Source organism: Vibrio sp. TMPB1044, assembly GCF_030442075.1.
Lineage (GTDB): Bacteria > Pseudomonadota > Gammaproteobacteria > Enterobacterales > Vibrionaceae > Vibrio > Vibrio satsumensis.
Map to the genome: position 1 here is coordinate 67,135 of NZ_JAUJED010000006.1, position 18,438 is coordinate 85,572.

19 protein-coding genes and 1 pseudogene are annotated in these 18,438 nt (G+C 42.0%); all 20 read right to left on the bottom strand.

Annotation, left to right across the window (positions count from 1 at the left end):
• Positions 1 to 10: 10 nt before the first annotated feature.
• Positions 11 to 244, bottom strand: a complete 234-nt coding sequence (locus tag QQ041_RS03180) for a flagellar biosynthetic protein FliQ (protein WP_017107701.1) — start codon at positions 242 to 244, stop codon at positions 11 to 13.
• On the bottom strand, positions 231 to 1,604 hold the full coding sequence (locus QQ041_RS03185; RefSeq protein WP_285953112.1) for a hypothetical protein: 1,374 nt from the start codon (positions 1,602 to 1,604) through the stop codon (positions 231 to 233). Before QQ041_RS03185 ends, QQ041_RS03180 begins: the two co-directional genes overlap by 14 nt.
• Positions 1,588 to 1,992, bottom strand: coding sequence for a hypothetical protein (locus tag QQ041_RS03190; protein WP_285953113.1), 405 nt, complete (start codon positions 1,990 to 1,992; stop codon positions 1,588 to 1,590). Before QQ041_RS03190 ends, QQ041_RS03185 begins: the two co-directional genes overlap by 17 nt.
• Positions 1,946 to 3,208: a type III secretion system ATPase VscN2 gene (gene vscN2, locus QQ041_RS03195; protein WP_019824560.1), complete on the bottom strand. Its 1,263-nt coding sequence runs from the start codon at positions 3,206 to 3,208 to the stop codon at positions 1,946 to 1,948. Before vscN2 ends, QQ041_RS03190 begins: the two co-directional genes overlap by 47 nt.
• Positions 3,208 to 4,674: a secretin N-terminal domain-containing protein gene (locus tag QQ041_RS03200; RefSeq protein ID WP_285953114.1), complete on the bottom strand. Its 1,467-nt coding sequence runs from the start codon at positions 4,672 to 4,674 to the stop codon at positions 3,208 to 3,210. Before QQ041_RS03200 ends, vscN2 begins: the two co-directional genes overlap by 1 nt.
• Positions 4,664 to 4,915 carry a hypothetical protein gene (locus QQ041_RS03205; protein ID WP_065105931.1) on the bottom strand — a complete coding sequence of 84 codons (252 nt, stop codon included), beginning with the start codon at positions 4,913 to 4,915 and terminating at the stop codon, positions 4,664 to 4,666. The genes QQ041_RS03200 and QQ041_RS03205 overlap by 11 nt, the downstream gene beginning before the upstream one ends.
• Positions 4,908 to 5,591 (bottom strand): type III secretion system apparatus protein VscT2, encoded by a 684-nt coding sequence (locus tag QQ041_RS03210; RefSeq protein ID WP_076670915.1) that lies wholly within the window; start codon positions 5,589 to 5,591, stop codon positions 4,908 to 4,910. The genes QQ041_RS03205 and QQ041_RS03210 overlap by 8 nt, the downstream gene beginning before the upstream one ends.
• A 1-nt stretch (position 5,592) precedes the next feature.
• The gene (locus QQ041_RS03215; protein ID WP_017107708.1) at positions 5,593 to 6,279 is read right to left on the bottom strand and encodes a flagellar type III secretion system pore protein FliP; all 687 of its coding nucleotides are present in this window, start codon (positions 6,277 to 6,279) and stop codon (positions 5,593 to 5,595) included.
• Between the two features lie 53 nt (positions 6,280 to 6,332).
• Positions 6,333 to 6,608 carry a hypothetical protein gene (locus tag QQ041_RS03220; RefSeq protein WP_019824564.1) on the bottom strand — a complete coding sequence of 92 codons (276 nt, stop codon included), beginning with the start codon at positions 6,606 to 6,608 and terminating at the stop codon, positions 6,333 to 6,335.
• A gap of 139 nt (positions 6,609 to 6,747) precedes the next feature.
• On the bottom strand, positions 6,748 to 10,209 hold the full coding sequence (locus QQ041_RS03225; protein ID WP_285953115.1) for a hypothetical protein: 3,462 nt from the start codon (positions 10,207 to 10,209) through the stop codon (positions 6,748 to 6,750).
• A 222-nt stretch (positions 10,210 to 10,431) separates the two neighbouring features.
• Complete coding sequence (locus QQ041_RS03230; RefSeq protein WP_019824566.1) at positions 10,432 to 10,956, bottom strand: winged helix-turn-helix domain-containing protein; 525 nt, start codon at positions 10,954 to 10,956, stop codon at positions 10,432 to 10,434.
• Positions 10,957 to 11,275: 319 nt separating this feature from the next.
• Positions 11,276 to 11,497 carry a FliM/FliN family flagellar motor C-terminal domain-containing protein gene (locus QQ041_RS03235; RefSeq protein ID WP_017107712.1) on the bottom strand — a complete coding sequence of 74 codons (222 nt, stop codon included), beginning with the start codon at positions 11,495 to 11,497 and terminating at the stop codon, positions 11,276 to 11,278.
• Between the two features lie 3 nt (positions 11,498 to 11,500).
• Positions 11,501 to 12,166 (bottom strand): hypothetical protein, encoded by a 666-nt coding sequence (locus tag QQ041_RS03240; RefSeq protein WP_285953116.1) that lies wholly within the window; start codon positions 12,164 to 12,166, stop codon positions 11,501 to 11,503.
• Between the two features lie 12 nt (positions 12,167 to 12,178).
• A complete protein-coding gene (locus tag QQ041_RS03245; RefSeq protein WP_285953117.1) occupies positions 12,179 to 13,183 on the bottom strand; it encodes a hypothetical protein in 1,005 nt (334 codons plus the stop codon).
• On the bottom strand, positions 13,170 to 13,565 hold the full coding sequence (locus QQ041_RS03250) for a hypothetical protein (RefSeq protein ID WP_017107715.1): 396 nt from the start codon (positions 13,563 to 13,565) through the stop codon (positions 13,170 to 13,172). Before QQ041_RS03250 ends, QQ041_RS03245 begins: the two co-directional genes overlap by 14 nt.
• On the bottom strand, positions 13,555 to 14,313 hold the full coding sequence (locus QQ041_RS03255) for an OmpA family protein (RefSeq protein ID WP_285953118.1): 759 nt from the start codon (positions 14,311 to 14,313) through the stop codon (positions 13,555 to 13,557). Before QQ041_RS03255 ends, QQ041_RS03250 begins: the two co-directional genes overlap by 11 nt.
• Positions 14,297 to 15,340 carry an EscU/YscU/HrcU family type III secretion system export apparatus switch protein gene (locus QQ041_RS03260; protein WP_285953119.1) on the bottom strand — a complete coding sequence of 348 codons (1,044 nt, stop codon included), beginning with the start codon at positions 15,338 to 15,340 and terminating at the stop codon, positions 14,297 to 14,299. Before QQ041_RS03260 ends, QQ041_RS03255 begins: the two co-directional genes overlap by 17 nt.
• 10 nt (positions 15,341 to 15,350) lie before the next feature.
• Positions 15,351 to 17,240, bottom strand: coding sequence for an FHIPEP family type III secretion protein (locus QQ041_RS03265; RefSeq protein WP_285953120.1), 1,890 nt, complete (start codon positions 17,238 to 17,240; stop codon positions 15,351 to 15,353).
• On the bottom strand, positions 17,237 to 17,833 hold the full coding sequence (locus QQ041_RS03270) for a hypothetical protein (protein WP_017107719.1): 597 nt from the start codon (positions 17,831 to 17,833) through the stop codon (positions 17,237 to 17,239). Before QQ041_RS03270 ends, QQ041_RS03265 begins: the two co-directional genes overlap by 4 nt.
• A 128-nt stretch (positions 17,834 to 17,961) precedes the next feature.
• Positions 17,962 to 18,438: pseudogene (locus tag QQ041_RS03275) on the bottom strand (hypothetical protein); the annotation flags it as partial.

Below are 18,438 nucleotides of genomic sequence, written 5' to 3' on the forward strand. Positions count from 1 at the left end.
TAAATAATGGCTATAGCTGCCGGAACAACAAATGAAACTGGTCATAAATGTTGCCTCCAACCTGAGTGAGCAAGATGATGAAAACAACCAACTTTGCCGCCATAGGTAAACCGGGGTCCTGGACGCTAAACACCGTTTGAAGCAGACCAACAACCACGCCAGTTATCACAAAACTCAACGAAAATATAATGATCGCATCTTTCACTATGTCCAAACAGGCTGCGGTCACATCAAGTACGGTCATAAACATCCTCTAGAAAACTAGTCACTTGGTGCTCGTCAAATTCAAATAGATAATATTTATTACGAAACAGAACTCGATAACTATTGACCAGAGGGTATTGCCAGAACATTTCTGGTGCGATCTCGAAGTGCGTTCTCGTTGTTTTCTCTACTGGTACTAGTGTTTGTAACGCAAGCGATGACGGGACAGTCAATCCTCCTCTGTCTGTATTGGTTTTTACCACCTCCCTATGGAAAATATCGTGGCTGGCTTTCCCTTCCTCAGAGCTCACGGTAGTGAGTGCGACTTGATTGACCAATTCAGACGAGACAGCACCCCGTTGAACCAGAGTTGAGCTCTGCGAAGTGACTCGACCACTCAGCTCCAAACCAAATGTATGTCGCCCCGACGGAGTAAAGAGAGGCGATAGCGTCCCTGTTCGATTTGGCACATCAGACATTGTAGGCACTGCTTTACCCGAAAAACTATTATTCAGACCTTGCTCCTTGGAATACCTAGGTTCGGGGGGAGCCATGACCGCTCTAGTTCGCCAGGTCTCATCTAGAACAATAGGATCTGTCTTCGCAACAGTGCTGCTACTTCGGTCTCGGTCATCGAGAGACCTAAACTCGGGCAGAGTAGTTCTTTCCTTTGAATTACCGGTCACGTCTGGCTCGGTAGTACCAATCTTAGCGACAGAGCTATTACTCATTTCACGCTGGCCGATAGACCTAGTTGCTTGGGGCATTCCGAATCGACTAGTCACATTAGGTTCGACATTACCCGTCATAACAACAGCGCCATGACTCCGTTCTCGTTGATGAAGAGGAGGAGCTAGGGTCACCTCTGATGAAACCTGAGTAACAGGATGATATTCTCGCCCTCTTAAATTTGATAGTTGTCCCATGAAGGCTTTATCTAAATCAGCAACCATTGGCATTGTATTTAACAATGCATGCACGACCTTGGCATCCAGCGATAAACTCACTTTTTGTAACGTTACCCTGTTCAACATTGGCTGACCATATTGCAGCGTTCCTGCTAGACCTAATCCAGAGTGACCATCAGAATCTCGCTTGACGATAACCAAAGGATCAATTGCGGCTTTGCTTTCAACGACATGTTGCTCCCTCTTATTCTCATAGCTCTGCTTGGATTCCTTAATACAAAGGCCACCAAAAACATTCGTTTGGGGGATTCCTTTTGCTATCAGAAGCTCAACTTTAATCTCAGTTTCTAACTCTTTATCGTCAAAAAGCAGAAGTGTATCTAAATCAGGTTCGCGTAAATCAGTGAGGTGTTGATCCAACTCGAATCCTTCACCAGTATTGAGTGTCGTACGAGTCACCTCACTGATAAATAAGTTAATCATGCTTTTCATACCTCATCTGCTCGCGAAGTTCGGCGAGCGCGTCCTTTCGCTTTTCTAATCTTCGCTTTTCCGCTTCAACATCTGTTATTTGATGCGCCAGTTCTTGTGCATTCTGACGCTTTATCGAGGCATCAAAGAACAAAGACTCTATCGCTGATTTGGTACTTTCTCGGCGCATAAACAACCGACTAAGGGCGTTAGATTCACCAACGACATTAAGACACTTCAAATAACGCTGTTGCTCCTCAATTTCTTGCCACTTCTCTTCAATGAAATTGACCAATTCCTGATACTGCTTCCTCAGGTTAACGAGCTTTCTTTGCTGTTTACCAATACGAATATCAACAATATCAATAAGCTGTCCAAATTCCTTCCATCGCTTCGAGGGTTTGCTCATATTCCACTCCATCGAACCCTTGCTTTAAGAAAGACATAATGTGCGGATAACGATCTATCGCCTCATCGGTTTCTAAGTCATTTCCTTTTTCGTACTCTCCAACTCGAATCAACAACTCAACATTGAAGTAGCGATAAACCATGTCTTTTACCCGTTCCGATAACCTTACGAACTCATGGCTCTGAACTTTATTCTGCAAACGACTTTTACTTTTTAAAACATCGATAGCAGGGTAACGGCCAGTTGATGCTATTGTCGTCGAATAAACCAAATGACCATCAATCAGAGACTTCACTTCATGCGCGATTGGGTCATCATCAATTTCCTTTTCAATCAATACCGTGAAGATTCCGGTTACAGAGCCAAACTTAGAGTTGCCACAGCTTTCCACCAAGCGAGACAAAGCGAGGGAAACGCCTATCGGGATTCCCCCTTTGATCGGCGTGTTATCCAGCATCGCTTGAGCGCGAGCAAAACGAGTCAGTGAGTCAAAATACAACACTACCTTCTTGCCCTGCTCCATATAATGACGAGCAATAGAGACGGCGACTAACCCTGAACGTACCTTCTCCAAAGGATTAGCTTCCGAGGTCGATACTATAGTGATCGATTTCTGAATGACTTCAGGGCCAATTTCACCTTCAAGGAACTCAACGACTTCACGAGCTCGTTCGCCAATCATGGCGAAAATCACGACATCAGCATCCATATTGTTCGCCATAATAGATACCGTAGTCGTCTTTCCGGCTCCTGCTGGTGCAAACAAACCAACACGTTGCCCCTCTCCAATGGTAAAAAGTCCATCAATAATTTTGAGTTTGGTTGGAAAAACGGTTTCAATCGGCGCGCGAACATTTAGAGGTATCGGCTCTACAGCAATTGGTAGATCATGAAACTGACCTTCTTGATTGAGATAGTTATCGCCATAAATCGATTCGCCATAGCAGTTAATCACTTTCCCAACCAAGGCATTTTCATTTAATGGGAAGCAGAAACGACGCGGCGTAATTTCAACTCGACCGCCACGCTGGACAGCTCCGGGCTGAAGAAGCTTTATCTCAACTCGCGATCCGGCAACTTTCATCACTTCTCCCCGAATACGCTCCATCGTAACCGTATCGATAAAACACTCCTGACCAACAAAGGTATCGACAGAAACATGACAAATAACCGTATCTTGATAGGACTCCTTGACCTTAAAAAAGTGCGTCAACATTAGTTAATCACCTTAAAAGAGATCGATACGTAGCGTTTATATTTTCTCTTAGTTTCGTTAGTATTTTTAAACAACTCACCTAAAAGCGGAATACTAGAAAGAACGGGGACACCGGTGACAGTTTGTTGGGTTACTGTATTGTCAAAGCCTCCCAAAATAACGGTTTGCTGAGGTTGGATATACACTTCTGACTGCAATGACTGAGAGCTAACTCTCGGCGGTTTTGACGTCCCGCCTCCCTCATCCTCGTCATCATCCAAAGATTCTTCAATATATTCGACTTTGGCTTGGACATCGCCAGAGGGAAGCAAACGACCAGTGACATAGAGGCTATTGTCAGCCTCAATCTCTTGAGTCTGAACTTGTTTCTCTGATATCAAAGTAATCGTTGCCGTATCTTTTTTACCAAAATGACCCTGCTGATTTTCCAGAATCAATAAATTGGTCTCATAAATACCGCGCGCAACCCCATTCGACGACAAAGCCTGAAAATTTTGTAGAAAATCCTTAGTTTGCGTAAACGGGGGCACCACTATGTCGTATACACCACGACTGCCATTTAACCAAGAGCTGTCTATTCCTAGGTTTTCACTTCTAGATACTGCGATGTCGTACACTTTGAGTGAAAATAATAATTGCTGACGCTTAATATCGATCAGAGCTGCAATTCGTTTCGCTAGCTTAACTTCAGCTGGAGTCCCACGGATAAGTAGTGCATTAGAGCCTGGTAAAGGCTGTACTTTGGAAGTTTTCTCTTCTTCATCTAGCTGTTGTTTATCCCCATCACTCAGCTTTACTTTGTAGGCTCTTTGAATAATTTCATCGTCGTTAACATTTTGGAATTGCCCAATGTTTATGATCGCCGCTGAAATCAAAGAAGTAGCACCGGGGAAGACAATGTTGCCGTCAAAAGTATCAATTTGTCGATCAACCACAGAGAGGTAATGGAAATTGATTCTTGCCAGTTCAAGGTCATTACCATTCTCAAGAAACTGGTTCTTATCCACCATAGTCGCGTAACCGACCGCATCATTGACAAACTTTCGAGTACCAGAAAACAAGATAGAATTACCGCGTTCAACTAACTTCATCTTAGTTGTCGTGCTTATTTTGAAGGTTTGTTGGAGCTCTTTTAACAAGGTTTTCGGTGCGATGTTACGCGGTTTATAAGCATAATTGATATAAGCTTGACCCGACTGAACCGTGAGAGTACCGCCGTAAACATACCAGTCAAAGTCATATACTTCTGATAACTGGCTTAACAGATCCGCTCCATTCCCTGATAATGTCTGAGTAATCAACTGACGTTCAGTTTTGTTGTCTACATCTTCAACCAGCTTAACTTGCATCTCTTTAGCTATGGCTTTGAGCGCACCTTGCAAATTAATGTCCTGCTGTTTAATCAACACTTCAGCTCGAACCAGTGTCGACAAAAAGATTAGGCACAGTAGTCGTTTATACTTCATCAATAATCTCTTCTAGACGTTGTTGATCTGCTTTCATGCGGCGAATAGTTTCGTTAATCACAGTTTGTTCAATCACCATATCGACAACATCCTGCTCAGTAACAACATTATCCTCACCAGAAGAAGCTTCACCTAGAGCTTGCTTATTTTTATCTACCTGCTGAGCCACTAATTCGAAATCAGATTGAGTTTCTGATAGTCCAGCAATATAAGTGGTATTTATCATTTCAACTCTAGCCATAGCCTACCTTTTGCATCATTTGCTTGAAAACATAAAACTGGTCGTTCAGCAACCAGAGGTTAAGTAAAATAATCACCACGATCGCTTTAATGTTTGGTGTAACAAAAAGTGATAAGGATGCTTTTTTGAAAAACAGATCGACGTAACCGCAACAGACTGTAATCGCGAGCATAATAATGATGTACTTGCCTGCTACAATTACCATCATCTTCAAACTATCCGTGATGAGGAAGAACAAGGACTCAAAATCTAGATTGAGATTTGTCTCATTACTGTGCGCTATCACGTCAATGATCGGGCGAAACAAAGTACCGCTTTGCAACGCATAAACTAAGAAAGTTAAGCTACTTATTTTTGCCAACGCCTCCGATTCATCCGTAAAGCGTTTGTCCTGAACCGACTGCTCGTTAAGTAGTAATAACTGTTGAATAACGCTGCCTACGGTTCCACTAAGCCAGTAAGGAACAGAGGAGAACATCGCAAAAATCACCGCCGTTATCACCCAACCAAATGTCGGGATCTGGTCGAGTTGACTAGAATCAACAAAAATCGCTATTGCTGCGGCGATCGCAAGACAGGTAATGTTGTCTAAATAAAGCCTAGTCGGGTTATAAATTTTTAAAAAAAGGAAAAAACCAGCAAACAGCATCCAATTGGGAAATAATAATTCCCCCATATTAGCCAAGAGCTCTGAACAATAAAGTCCAGCTATCCGAGAAGTAGAAAACCGCCAATTTCACGGGTGTTGAAATTACGGTAGGTGACAACATCGTCATACCAACACCACTCAAAATCACCGCAATCAAAAAGTCGATGCTGACAAACACCATGTACAATTTAAGTCCCAGTTCAAAACCCTGATATAGGTCAAGAATCAGATTGCCTAGAAAAAACTTAAACGTATCGTTATCCTCATCAAAATGAAGTGGAATATCGATCATACTTGTCAATTGATTCGTCTTAGTCTCAGCTCGATCCAACAATTCGGGGAAAAAATCAAAGATGTTACTGGCTAAATAATACATCGTAATATCTTTGGGCTGCTCTTCTTCCAATGTCAGATCCAATGGCAAACCAAGAGTCTCTTTCTTCTGTTCAGAAAAATAGGGCTTTACGCGCTCAATACCGGGCTTAATAACTGGCCATAAACTATTCAGCGCCATTAGCGCTGCAAGCAAGTTGACAACGATCGTAGGTGGTATCTGCTGAGTCCCAACCGCATTTTTAATAATGTTGAGCACAATGTTGTATTTAACAAAACCAGAAAAGCAGATAAAAAATACCGTTGACAACAACGCCAGCGTCAACAAAACGATCAGGTTTGCACCAGAAAATGCATTATCTGGACTAAGCAACTGAATCATAAACTGGGCTCACTTACAGCTAAAAGTAGCAGGGTCAAATGACCCCGACGTTATTAAATATTTCGTGCAGAAGCTGAAATTGAATCTTTGACGGATTTTAGTGTTGACGTCGATGTTTGAGCGGCGATGCTCTGATCGGCCATCAACTGCTGAAGCTCAAGTGACTCGGACGCACTTAAGACTAGTGTTCCAGTAGGATCTTTCGTAAAAGTACCGTCGCTAGCTGTAGTACCTGTATGGTCTGTAATAAAAGTCGACACTTTGTCGTCTGCATTATCGATAAGGCCACCGAAAACGCCTGAAATATAACCTGTGCTTAAATTGGACATTGCTTGTTTCCATTATGTGATGTGTTGAGCGTATTATCACTAAACAACCTGTCACCACACAGTGAAAATTCCTGATAATTACCCTTATCATGCACACTCAAAAAAGGTCAGCTTTTACCACCCAAGACTCTTCTGGATATTAACTTGGTACACTATATAAAGAGCCATCAAGACGATTGATGACTTCAGGTTGACCCTCCTCTGAATACAAGAAGTTAATGTCACCTAAAGACTCATTAAGCATTACCTGACTGAGTTTTTTAACTTTAACCATGGGTAAAATTCCAGCGGGATGACGACTCAACGAAGACGCTCGCATACACTCTATTTTACTCAACTTATAAAGACTCCGCCCAGTCTCACCTTTTCTATTCAACTGTTGATTCAAGGATTTAAAAATCACCCTGACGCTTTTACTGTCTTGCACATCGTCAAGCTGCTCAAGGGTTTGTTTAAACTGATCAATTAACACACTTATGGGCATCTGATATTTCGCTACAGCTGTTACCGAAGATGCTTTGTCCACATTTAGCATTTGGCTCTGACTTTGGCTTGATGCACGTAAAGCTCTCAGCATCTTCACCCCGGATGGATAAGCCTCCATTAACTGACCAAGAGACGCAGAATGTTTGGGCGTGATATGAAAAGCTCGGCGCATGTTATCCGCCCAACGAGAACTCCAGCTGATCTTTTGCTCATACGATACTTTTAAATGTTGTATATTCTCTGCAGCAATAGTTTTGATAACTTGATGAGAACCACTTTGCCTTGCATTAAACAAAGTCATAAGTTGTGATTTAGCGAGGTTTTGCGTTGCGATATCCCATTCAGGATGCTTTTCAGTACATCGCTTGAAATTTTCTATCACAGTACATAGCAGCTCAAGCTGTTGAGAAGTGATATCTGAACTGGCTGGCTTTGACTGTTGGCTGAGCTTACTAATCGTTTCCGTTGTTTGATGTTTTGTGGGGTAATGCGCAGTTAATCCATCACCAAATGGCTTAACAGACACAAACGTCTTTTCATCAATGGCTATTGGAAATGCATGGGTAGACGATAGCGGAAATAGCATCACGCTCGCACCACTGTTAGCTTCTGCATCCACACTGACAAAATAATCCACGCTTTGTGTGGCACTAGTTTGTTCCCCTAGCTTAAACTCCCTGGCTTGTTGTCTACTCAATTCGATGTCAATACCGGCTTTAACATACGTTCGAGGCATCACCATTGAAAGACTAGGAGAAGCATCAATGCCCAGTTGAAATCTGAATTGGCTATTTGCGGAACCACTCACCTTAGCTATTGATGAATCACTACTGGAAAACTGAGCCTTATTAAACTCAGTTTCAAGGCCCTGCTGCCAATCCTCTGTTCTAAATAGATACCCAAGAGTTTTCTGCAAATCATTATTACTCACATCAAAAGCAAAGCTCTGCTGACTGTCTTTCATTGCCGTTAACGCTAAAGTCGCTTCAAACGGCATAAGGGTGACTAAAGAGCCATTACGATATCTGACTAATTTGGTTAGATCTTCTAAGCCTCCACCAGTCCCAACGATAGCACTTGCGCCTTTTTCACCCTTGCGCACGAATTGAATTTGAGTTGTATTCCCCTCCAAAGAGAGCAGCTTACAGTCGTAATGCTTCTCATAGTTGGCGACCACCCCGGCGAAATATCCCCCAGAAAACGGTAACCCGAAATGAGCTACCCCCGCAAAACCACTCACCCCATAATGGGCACTTAGAGTCAAAGCATCGCCTTGAGGTAAAGTACTCACTCGATCGCTGATCTGCTCAGTGATCTGATGTGCTGGAGTTTGCCGCCCCATCCAATCATTCCAAATTTTTCCCAAACCACTATGGGTATTGCCCATAGACTCAGCTAATCTAACACCCGATTTATGGGCACTCCGCAGTGCCTTCATCGATGCAAGACCTCGTAAAACAGCCTGATTACATTCACCATGATTTTCAGTGAATAACTTATTAGCCAATGTTTGATTTGATTGCGCTTTACCCTGTTTAAACTGTTCGCTCACCTGAGTCGCTAAATAAAGACGTGCATTGGTCAATGTGCGCTCAATATAAGGTAGATACAGGTCAAGATCTTGCAGGGTAAAAGGCGTTGATTTAGCTTCAGATAAAGCAGTCAATGACATTTGTATTGATGCAAACTGAGTGAGGTCAAACAACACACCAGATGAAGGGTGGCCGAGTAAATCATCCATTCGTTGCTGCAATAAAATGATTCGTTGTTTTAGGTGTTTATCATAAGAGCCATGCTCGCGTTTAAAACCTAACACTAACTGATCTAAGATGGTGGCACTGTTGGATAATTGCTTAGCTACCCCCTGCTTAGCCGGTTCAACACCTACTGTCGATGACCTATCAGAACCAGCTTGTACCGCCATGGCAATCCGCATTTCCTGATCCGTTTTCTTATACACCCTAGCTGAACTACTGATAATCTGGTTGAGTGATATCCCTTGCTCCCATTTTGACTGCAGGTACTCTTGCTGACTTAGTTCATGGGAAATTCGTTTCTCAACGGACATGATTACAGGAGAAACTTTCTGGCGTTCTATCTTATCCTTTACCCAATGAACTGAAGTTTGTAGGCCAGGATCAACGACTTTAGCGAACGACTTTACCGCATCAATTTTTCTTCCGCGATTCCACTTTTCATGACCACGAGACAACCGATGCTTTATACTGTCAATCCAACCCGATAAAGGCACATATTGATTTCCAATATGCTTAATTTTGTGATCTATAAAAGGGTTGGCATTTGCAAAATGGTTACTGTTATTGACGTTAAAATGCGCAAAAGCGATAGGAGGGCTGTCGGACACTATGGGAGATAAACTATTGTCCCCTTTTTGTAAAGTCAGATGCTGCGCATCAACATATCTTACCTTGGACACTTTAGTAGCACTTTCGATCACCACTTGAAGCGTTGAACCGCAAGGTTTTATGCTGGTAATATATTCATTGGAAGACAGGCGTAAATCAAGCTTCACGCTTTCCTCTTCACCTATCACAAGTTCTCTTGGGCTAGCTAGGATTACTTTCGTAGGTGTTTCACCCTTTAACATTATTACCGAGCAAGATTCAGTAGGCGTGTCTTTGACGTCAGCCTGAGCAGGTGTTTTATCGACTCGCACATTGAAGCCAGCTCCCTCTGCCCGCAGGTTCTCGGTAAATTCACCGATGAGCTTTAAAATGCAGTGACGTTCATTACCTGTTTTTGTGTCTCTGTAACAAGCATGAAGCTTATTATCGTGGCCAACCCACAAACGACTAAAGTGAGCATCGGGCGTTCTGACCTCTGCTTGGTAGTAGTTAGGCTTAGAAAAGCTTCGTTGATGCAAGAACTCACGTAATAAGCCTTTGTTCTTACCCGTAATTAAGACGAGTTTACCTTTTCTGAGCGACAGCATCATTTTTAAACCATGGTGGTCATCGACACTCGTCAAATCAATAAAATGTTTTGCTTCAATCTCTCGACGCTTTACGGGAGTAAACAAGAGACCTTGCTGGACTGGATCTACTTCCGTTCCACTGGATCGAGAATAAACAGACATTAATGATGTAGAGTACATAAACTTACCTGTTAGTTTTAACCGAACAAGTTTATCTATGCACGAAACAGGACATTATTGTAATTAATAAAAATGATAATATCGGAATAAATACGTCCATTGGATATTACATGAACTGTTTTTATTCAAATCACCTTGATTCGTAAAAACACTGAACTATCTAGCGTGTAGGTAGGAGAACAGCAACGACAAACGCCATTGCTATCCCAAGACGCAGAGAGTTCATCTCATAAAAAGCAGAATTCCAGTCGTCAGAACCGAGGCTAATAAAGAAGCAGAAAAAACCATTGTAAACCAAAATGTCCCCTTAACAGGGGAACTGATAGGCTCAGAAACAGAGTTAAGATAAGAAGAATTGATAACCGGTTTAGTGCTACTAACGATACTTTTAATCGCCAAGGTCGGTATATCTTCGGACGATAATTGGGCTACGGCCTCATCATCAAGAATCAACATATAACCCTCTTTCGGTACGGTTTTTATCTCGCAAGCCAGATCACTAAATAAGGCTAGCGATTTACGTAAATTGGAAATTGCTTTGGTCAGAGACGTTTCACTCACCAAAACCCTTCCCCAAACCTGCTCATGAATCTCATCTTTGCTTAATACTTGATTACTTCGTTCACACAGTAATTTGAGAATTGCAGCTTCCCGCCCCCCCAAATTCACAACGTGATCACAGGCAACAACCTCACGTTTTAAAATGTCAAAAATCACCTGATTTCCCAATACGTAATTTCTTTCCATCATTCACCCCTATATACACTGATTATTCTTGTTCTATTTTATTAACCCAAACAAGACGATAAAGCACCAACTCGTCTGGATCGCTGACGTCACTCCACCCTAATATGCTGATTCAGTGTCTAATGTTAGAACCGCGTACTATTTTATGAGTAAATTAACGATAGAGATAATGTATTAATTTGGAAAAAAAATGATAAAAACGCCGTGAAAAACCCGTGAATTTATAAAACACAAAAAACCAGTAAAAATAAAAATATCAAAAAACCTCAAAAACTCATAAAAAGGACGGTTCAAATTTTTATCTTTGGTTATTAATGATTTAGCTTAGTTGTGCTGTTACGTTAATTTCGTCAATTGCTACACAAAACTGCTCGTCAACTTTGACGAGTGTTCCTGTTGCAATCAGCTCATTACCACTTTTAAGCATGACTTCAGACTGGATAAAGTCCGCTACGGGTTTAATCTGACCTTTATGTAACTGATTAAGTTCATCCAGAGTCATCGTGGTGTGTCCAACCACAACATCAATTGCAACTTTCATTATTTACCCCTGTGTAATCGCCACAATCGCACGGCGCACATCACGTATCTCTTCTTGAGCCGATGATATTTCCGTCATAATATTTTTAAACTCCTGCTGCTGTGTATCTAGGTCAACCTGAATCGTGTCACAGTACGCTGTCATCGTAGCATTGTATTCTTGTAAGGTTCCATAAGAGACCTTCATACCTTTTGTCGCACTGAGCTCCTTACCTGTAATTGCTGCGATTCCTTGCCCGTCATTTAAATCCTTCTTGATAAGCCTATCAATTTCATCCAGAGCATAAACATCTGGATTTGATGATATTTTTACATTTTTTAGACCCGTCTCATCATTATTTGAAGGATCGGTATTCGGGAGTGTTTCTGCCATGATTAATCCCCATAACCGGTTAATTTCAGCAATAGCACTCGATTGTGTCTCTATTGTTTGAGCTGTCTCATCCGCTTTAGCGGTTTGATCCTCAATGTACTTGGATAATAGTTGATCAATAAGGTCTAGTGGATCGGAAAACCCAGGAGTAAAGAGATATTGTGACGAACTTGTATCCCGGCTTGCGTTGACTACTCGCTGAACCAGTGGGCTGTTTTCAACGATGGCTTTTGCTTGTTCCGAGCCCTGGTCTTGCACGCTCGGAACTCGCGTCATTCCAATATGAATTTCTGACATACTATTTTCCTACTATGGTTGAATTAGGTACACACGAGTTTTATGAGTATTTTTGAATACGACTTTGTCTCGCGTTATCGATTGAATGACCCCGAGGCTTGGGACAGTGCTACCTTCCCAATAACGCCCTTTTTGGTCGTAAATATAGCCACCAGAAGTGGTTGAATAAAAAATTGAGTACGGGAATTCTCTACTAGAAATGACCTCGGTTTGGTCAAGTTTCGTTTTTAGGTTCGCCGTCAATGAGCCGAGCCCTGCACTCTTCAATAACTGCTCCGCTTTAACCCGATCTGACACAAACCAATTATCCCCCACCTTAGAAAACGTTAATCCATACTCCCCAAACAGAAGCATTATCTGATTCTCTTCTTCATAGGTATTAACCTGAACTTCATCTCTGCTAGCTTTAGATACCAACTGACTCTCAAGCGATTTTCCTGTCAGAGAAGAAACTAGCTCAATATCGAGTTGCGTTAATCGAAGGTATTGGTTTGATTCTACTAATCTAAGGTTGTCCTGCCAGTAATCAGGAAGAGCCTGCAGTGCTGCTTCATCAAAAACGTTTAACTTGCCGTCTTTAATAAAACCAGAACCCAACATATTTAAATATCCTGCAATCAACGTCTGCTGCTGATTATAAAAAAAAGCCAATGCTGTAGCCGCCAGTGCAACATTAAGGAGCAAAGTAAAAGCCACCACGGGCTGATACTGCCTAAAACCAAAACGACGTAACTTCGGGCTCCTCTCTCCTTCTTGATATAAGAAAAAACTCAACCCTTTAAAGCTGTAGACTCTATTAGCCACCAGTTTTTTAAGCTTATCGCCGCGACGAAAACCTTTCACGAACCATGCTTGATCTTCTATTTTAAAAACTAATTCCGTATCACTAGGAAGATATTCCGGCACCGAAAGTTGATTATCTCGCCTGACCTCTTTGTTGCCCATGAGAGAGAATGTTGTTTGCAATGGCAGCGATACACCGTGGAGGTGGCCGTCTACAAATTCAATCAACCACATGTAGTTTTATCTCTTCATCCAATATAGTGGTTTGAACAACAAACTCATTTAACAGACGGAGTAGTTCCTGAGGATGTTCCGGCAACGTAATATGGCGCATAAAATCAAAGTCTTGCTCTGTGATACAGGCGATGTAGCCGTCCGCCGTAAGGCGAAAATCGGCATTGAGCTTGAGCGACAGGTTAGCGGACAATGACTGCTGATTAATTTTTGTCACCAGCACAATTTGCCCATGTAAACCAAGCCTAGCGCCATTCTCAACTCTTATCTGCCGCTCTTTATATTGACAAATTAAAGCATCGCCTCCTTCAAGGTGAAGGCTACCTCCGTGATTCAAGTGAACAAATTCATTGATCAATAAAAAAAACTTTCTATTTTTCATGTTTTTTTAACTTTACCTCTACCATGAAACGTCTTTGACCGACTCGCTGCTGCGCCGTATCTAGACCATTTTCAACACTACCTCTGATATACACAGGGACATACCTCAATCCTTCTTCTATTAAAAATTCACGAGTCACTTTCGCTCGTTGGTCCGCCAGCGTTCGATTAGTCGAATAAGTGCCAGATGAATCAGCCACTCCATAAATAGTCACGCTTTGTACTGGCCACTTTTGTAATTCCGTTAACACAGCAATCAAAGAATTACGCGCTTTTCTGGTCAGACTAAACTCATTGACGGGAAACAAGTTTTCAAACTTAAGTAACAAACTTGAATGATTGAGTTCACTTTTGGAAATACCATAGACTGTTCGCCATTGCTCACCATCAAAGGCCTGGCTTCTTTCTGGTTCAACTAGGTTATTGACCGCCAGATAATTTTCACTACAGCTTTTAACTTCAGTCAGACCATAAGTATTTAGGTTAGCAATATAGAATCGATTTGCCTCTGTCGGTTGCGCAACCTCAACACAGGCTCTTTGGTGCGGCGATCCCTCTGCGTATTCCGGGGCCCGCCGAACCCAAAATCGCAAATTATCGGCATCGGCAACATTAGCGATCACCAAATTGTACACATCGGGTTTCCAATCATAATCGAGTATTAAATTGTCGTCACGAATCTGGTTACTGCACGCGCTTAGCATGATCACCCCGACCAACGAGAGGCTGATTTTATTTAGATTGTTCATTCTTTTGATGCTTTTTAAGGGCAGATAGGATCATGGCCACGTCACGATAGAATTCTTTAGGAATAAAATCTTCACCGTGCTTCATCTTGCGATAGAAGGCTCGTGCCAAAGGTTTGTGTTCAATAATCGGCACGTTCATCATCTTTAAACGCTTTTTTTCTTCCTGAGCGAATAAGTCCGTACTGATTTTTAAGACAACCGGAGCTTTATCAATATGTGGTTCAAAACAGACAGGGACCAAAATATGAGTTGGGTTTGCCAAGGCAAATGTCGGTGTTCTACCTTTGGTAATAGGAGCCTCCATAACCTCGCGCATCTTTCTTTTGCGTTCTGATTTTATTTCGGGTGATCCTTCCGTTTCTTTCATTTCATTCTTCATCTCAGTGAACGTCATACGGTTTTTTCGTTCAAAGTGGTAACGCTCGACTAAGAAATCGACACAACCAACACTCACCCCATAAACAAAAAATAACAGTGACACCATCAATAGACAGAACACCAAGTTGTAGAGAAAGAAACTGCGATTGTTGATCTCTTTGAGTGTATTAAGTTCGTCACCTGCAATATCAAAAACATACTTGAGCAAAAACAGAAGAAAAAGCAGCTCTAAGACCTTACGCAATGAGCGTGACATTGCCTCAATACCAAAAATATTCTTGAACCCAGTGACAGGGTGAAGCTTTTCAATTTTTAACCCCAAGGATTCGGTGTTGATAACATTTTTATTAATAACAACCCAATCAATAACCGCCATAATCATTTTGACCAGTACCAACCCCCCAATCACTGCACTAATCAATGAAAGCATCAACTTAAAACCAACTCGAACGTCGGAGTAAAGCATTTCTTCCATCCAACGGTCTGCGTTTTCGAAGAGTAGAAAAATGACACCAATTAGCACCACAGCAAACACAATCAACTCTAAAGTCGGCTCCGCCAGTTCAGTTTTGGGAAACTGCCCTTTCTTTTTCAGATCGCGTAATTTCTTTTCCGTAGGCGGATATTTTTTAGGTTCAGTGGATTCCATTTAAGTCCCCTTAACTTGCAATCTGAAGTGGCTCAGATGTCGCAACATAAGAAGAGTCGGCAATATCGCCATGGCTACACACCACAACTGTTGACATTACCTGCTGGAAAAAGGATTTCACCGGATTGACCTCGCTATCATTAACCACTAAAACAGGCTTACATCCGTACTGTGTCGTTAAACGCACCACTTCTTTACGCAAGCTTTGTTGAATATCAATCAATCGATCTACATCTTCCGTCTCACCCATAACAAATGATTCAATCAATTCCGTTAATGGGGGATCAAGTAGAGCAACATGCAGCTTATCTTGGTTATGAAGTAAGCGTGATGTAATCTCATAACGCGCTTGGCTACGAATGCGGATCAACCAATTTTTAGGCTCGCTTTCAATACGAGACCAATAGATTAGCGCCTCAAAAAAGCTAATCCTATCCAAATAGAATTCAGATGAACGGATCATCTCTTTCAAAACATCATGAACACGATTCAAACCAATCGCTGAGTCGATTTCGTTTTTCATCACTTCACTCTGCGTCGCCAACCCCTCTATGATATTGCTGGTATATTGGAGGTTATATTTTTCCACTAAACGTTTTCGTAGAAAGTAATCAACGATTGCCGAAACATTTGATACAACATCTTGATGGCGGACAAAAACATCATCCTCCATCACTTCAATTACAGGCTGCGAAGCGTCATGACTAAAACGGAAAATACATATACCGGAGACATAGACTTCAATATCATTATCGAGCTGGGCATTAACAGTTACTGCAGGCGCCCCCAAAGACTGCCCCCACAAAACTTGCTCAATATCTTCGACTCTACGCTGAATAACAAGCTGATGGTTACCTTCGCGAATAACAAATTTCAGCGACTGAAACACACCAGAACCTAACGGCTCAAATACCGCTATGGCTGCAGGCTGGGCTTGCTTACGCCATAATAAAAAAGCCAATAACGCGCACATCAGCGCGAGAGGTGCACAGACATACAACAAGTTGCTATTAGATAGGCCAAGCGCAAAGATGACGAATCCGATGATCAATAGGCTTTTCCAGAACACGCCAATCTGAGTCATTAACTGTTCAATAAAAGGACTTGACTCTTCTCCAGCGCCTTTAATTCGGGTTAAGTAAACCCCACATGCCATCGAGAGCAACAAGCTCGGGATCTGAGAGACAAGACCATCACCAATCGTTAGAACCGAAAACCGACTCACACTCTCTGAAAGCGATAAGTCAAATTGATTGATGCCGACATAAATACCGCCAAACAGGTTAACCAGACTAATTAGGATCCCGGCGATAGAGTCCCCTTTAACAAACTTCATAGCCCCGTCAAGCGAACCAAATAGTTTATTTTCAGTGCTAAGATCTGAACGTAATTTTTGCGCCTGCTCACCAGTAATGAGGCCACTTTTCAAGTCACCATCAATTGTCATCTGTCTACCGGGTAGTGCGTCAAGAGAAAATCGTGCACCGACTTCGGCAACCCGCTCTCCGCCTTTAGTAACCACTAAAAACTGAACAATGGTGATAATGACAAAAATAAGTAGGCCGGAAATCAAATTACCGCCCATCACAAACTCACCAACAGTTTCAATTACATCGCCAACATCCTCGTTGGCAATAATATTTCGGGTAGTTGCAATAGAAAGCAATAAGCGAAACGTAGTCAGTAGTAGCACCACTGTGGGCAAAAAAGTGACGTTCAGAGGGTCATCATTTTCTAACATGATCACCAAGAGCAAAGCGGAACTGATAAAGCTGACTAGAATAAATGCATCGATAATACCGCCAGGTAAAGTCACCAAAATAATGGTAGGCAATAGCAAAGCAATAATGACACTGCTCGGGTTGAACAGTAACGACCGACCTTTGAACCGAGTTATCATAATTGGTCCAAACCCGCTCTCAACTCATTAATGAGGCTAACAGTGTTAATACTAATAATACTGTCTTCATTCTCGATAGTTAAAACCACGCCATCTTCTTGGGTGATTTTTTTTACCGACAAGTTTCTCGCTTCATCATCAATTTCAGCGTGCAGCAACTCAACCAGGTGACCAATCAGATGGTCACTTTGATTCAATTTGGTTAGACGTGAGTTGACCGAGGTAGCAATCGATCTTTTGAGTTCTTGCTTGACTTGATTGAAGTTGTTTTGTTGATCATTGAGCAATTCCGCCAGTTGATGTTGGGCATGTTCAAACCACTCACTCTGCTGACGCAGCCAACTTTCTATGACCTTATCGTAAGCTTTCTCCACGTATTCATTAAGTGCCTGCTCTTTGTCTTCAATCATCCGCAATACTTGTTTCTCAAGAATCTTTTGATGCTCTTGCGTTTGCTCTTCTATCGCCATCAACAACGCCTGAGCTTCGTGAAAAAGGCGTACCTCAGACTTTTTAATTACATTAGAGCTACGCCTGCGCTTAAGTGTGATTTGTGGAATCACTCGCTGTTCTGGTTCAATTTCAATGTACAAGGGAACACCTCTGTTCAATACTTCGGCGTACCTTAACCAATCAAGCTCACTGAGCTCAAAAGAAAAAAAAAGACTAAACCTGAACTTAGTCTTTTAATACAAACCTCTGCTTTTGACAGATTTATTCACTACGCGACATAAGCGATATTCTGTTTATCCAAAGGCCGTTCAGCTTTCCCGTTTATAATATTAAACTCTGAGAGCTGCTTTACTGATACCCCCTCTTGAAGCTTATGAAAAGACTCTCGTCGACTTTCATCAAGGTCCTTCACATTGGCAAAAATACCTTGCGTATAGTTTTGCGCAACACCACTAATGGCTGACCCAGCACTGAGGATCACTGGTCTTTGTTGAGTATTTGAGTTGCTCTCTTGAACATTAACCCAACGAGCTTTACCACCTTGAACCTCAGATTTCCAACCACCCGATAAAATATGTTCTGATAGAAAAGCGGTCTCATTCTCTTCAGGGATTGCTTCTTTCGAGCTCACTTTAGATGAAATCAAAGAACCTTTAGAATCGCTACGAGATATCAACTCAGCCACCTTGACCTCATTAGTGGTCGACTGTAATTCGATAAAGTCGTCATCACTCAAAGGCTCCGA